General features: G+C 37.9%; 3 protein-coding genes and 1 tRNA gene. 1 reads left to right on the top strand and 3 read right to left on the bottom strand.

From position 1 onward, the window contains the following. The 3 genes from ABIZ51_12110 to serC form a co-directional block, all read right to left on the bottom strand. Positions 1 to 97: 3-phosphoglycerate dehydrogenase (locus ABIZ51_12110; GenBank protein ID MEO7089529.1), on the bottom strand; the 97-nt coding region annotated here is incomplete at its 3' end. A gap of 5 nt (positions 98 to 102) precedes the next feature. Next, complete coding sequence (locus tag ABIZ51_12115; GenBank protein MEO7089530.1) at positions 103 to 813, bottom strand: YebC/PmpR family DNA-binding transcriptional regulator; 711 nt, start codon at positions 811 to 813, stop codon at positions 103 to 105. A 33-nt stretch (positions 814 to 846) separates the two neighbouring features. Next, positions 847 to 1,917 carry a 3-phosphoserine/phosphohydroxythreonine transaminase gene (serC, locus tag ABIZ51_12120; protein MEO7089531.1) on the bottom strand — a complete coding sequence of 357 codons (1,071 nt, stop codon included), beginning with the start codon at positions 1,915 to 1,917 and terminating at the stop codon, positions 847 to 849. A 396-nt stretch (positions 1,918 to 2,313) separates the two neighbouring features. Between serC and ABIZ51_12125 the strand changes: the two genes are divergently transcribed. Continuing rightward, positions 2,314 to 2,389, top strand: a tRNA-His gene (locus ABIZ51_12125). Positions 2,390 to 2,512 lie beyond the last annotated feature (123 nt).

Below are 2,512 nucleotides of genomic sequence, written 5' to 3' on the forward strand. Positions count from 1 at the left end.
CTTGCGCTATCTTTTCGGTGATAACTGTAAAACCTGCTTTTTCTAATAAAGATTTTCCTTGAGCATCAATGCCATCATTGGCAAGAATTTTTTTCATAAATTTTATTTTAAATTATGATAAACAGATTGAACATCATCGTCTTCTTCTAATTTCTCCACTAAATTCAACACTTCTTGTTGTTGCTCTTCCGTCAATTCTGTTGTAGTGGTGGGAATGCGCTCTAACTCTGCACTAATAATAGTTACCTTTTTCGCTTCCAACGCTTTTTGCATCGCACCAAAATCAGTGAAAGCAGTATAAATGGTGATTTCGCCTTCTTCAGCAACAATTTCTTCTGCGCCAAAATCAATCATTTCAAATTCAAATTCTTCCATATTCACATTTTCCGAAGAAATTCGGAACACGCCTTTTCTTTCAAACATAAAACTCAAAGAGCCTGTTTTTCCTAGCTCTCCGTTGCCACGCGAAAAATACATGCGCACATTCGCAACTGTTCGCGTTGGATTATCGGTAGCACATTCTACCAAAACACCAATTCCGTGCGGCGCGTACCCTTCATATACAATCTCTTCATAATCGGATTGATCTTTTGCCGAAGCTCTTTTAAGAGCCGCGTCAATTCGGTCTTTCGGCATATTAATGGCTTTTGCATTTTGGATAGCCAAACGCAAACGCGGATTGTACGCCGGATCGGCAGTGCCACCTTGTTTAATAGCAATGGCAATTTCTTTTCCCATTTTGGTGAAGCCCTTTGCCATGGCATCCCAACGTTTCATTTTACGACCTTTTCGAAGTTCAAATGCTCTTCCCATATTATTTTATTTTTTTATTTTTTTATGAATTGCTTACGCGAATTTTTTTTCAAATGCTTTCATTACATCTACCAAAACTTGAACACTTTCAAGCGGAAGCGCATTATAAAGCGATGCTCTGTAACCGCCCACATCACGGTGTCCTTTAATGCCGCTGATGTTTGCTTCTTTTGTCATTTTATCAAATTCAATTCCCATTTCTTCTGTTTTTATGAGAAAAGTAACATTCATATTGGAACGATCTTCCACAGCTGTCGTACCCGTAAATAAAGAGTTTCTATCAATTTCGCTGTAAAGTAATTTTGCTTTTTCATTGTTTATTTTTTCAATCCAACTCACGCCGCCATTGTCTTTCAGCCATTTCATCGTTAACATCGAAACATAAATCGGAAACACTGGAGGCGTATTGTACATGGATTCGCCTTTTATGTGAACGCGGTAATCCAACATACTCAGCATTTCTCTGCCTGTTTTACCAAGTGCGGATTCTTTTACAACGACCATTGTGGCACCTGCCGGACCCATATTTTTTTGTGCTCCTGCATAAATCAAGGTGAATTTATTGGCATCTACTTTACGACTAAAAATATCCGACGACATATCACAAATCATCGGCACAGGACTGTCTGGAAAATGTTTTATTTGTGTCCCATAAATGGTATTATTGGAAGTAAGATGGAGATAATCCACATCCGTAGGAACGGTATAATTTTTAGGAATGTAATTGAAATTCTTGTCTTCCGACGACGCAATTACTTTTGTATTTCCAATCATTTTCGCCTCTTTAATGGCTTTGTGAGCCCATACGCCCGTGTTTACATACGCAGCACCTTTTGAGCCGAGTAAATTGTACGGAACCATCGCAAACTGTGTGCTGGCACCACCTCCCAAAAAAAGCACTTTGTAATCATCGCCCAATCCGAGTAACTCTTTTACCAAGAAACGCGCTTCTTCCATTACTGCCACAAAATCTTTTCCGCGATGCGAAACCTCCAGTAAAGACATGTTAGAATTGTTGAAATTAAGAACTGCTTCCGCAGATTTTTGCAATACTTCCGCAGGTAATATGGCAGGACCTGCGCTAAAATTGTGGATTTTTTTCATAATCAATAAGGTTGTTATTTATATTTTTTAATTGAAATAAACGCTGTAAAAAGACAGCCCGAAATTAATCAATTCCAAATTAATGATTGCAAGAAAAAAGGAAATAAATGTTTTCGTTTTTTTGTCGTTCGAAAAAATAATTTTTCAAATCCTTTTTTTCGGCATTTTATTTCGAATAAAATTTTAGCAAAATGAAAGCGTGATGAGATTGGGAAGTTTCGAGTGCATACGAGGAAATCACCCGACGAATAGCTTTCGGGAAACTAAAATGAAATGAGAAATCGCAGCCTTGAATTTTTGTTTCTTTTTGGTTCAAACCAAAAAGAAAAAGAAATTAAAAAAAATCTGTTTCGAGATTTTAGAAAAAAGCTATCTTTGCGCTCTGTTTTTTTAAATGGTGGATGTAGCTCAGTTGGTTAGAGCATCGGTTTGTGGTACCGAGGGTCGTGGGTTCGAGCCCCATATTCCACCCTTTATGGGGCAAAGTCTTTAAAACAGATTTTTGCCCCTTTTTTTTAACCTATAATCCTTTGTTTTCCAGATACATTAACTCGGCAGCCCGGTTGAGTTTTCCGGTTCGACATGCCCCTTCTAC

The organism is Bacteroidia bacterium (assembly GCA_039924845.1).
Classification (GTDB): Bacteria; Bacteroidota; Bacteroidia; order DATLTG01; family DATLTG01; genus DATLTG01.

Coding starts and splice junctions, on each gene's coding strand:
- ABIZ51_12115 (MEO7089530.1), bottom strand. CDS start 813: ATGGGAAGAGCATTTGAACTTCGAAAAGGTCGTAAAATGAAACGTTGG.
- serC (MEO7089531.1), bottom strand. CDS start 1,917: ATGAAAAAAATCCACAATTTTAGCGCAGGTCCTGCCATATTACCTGCG.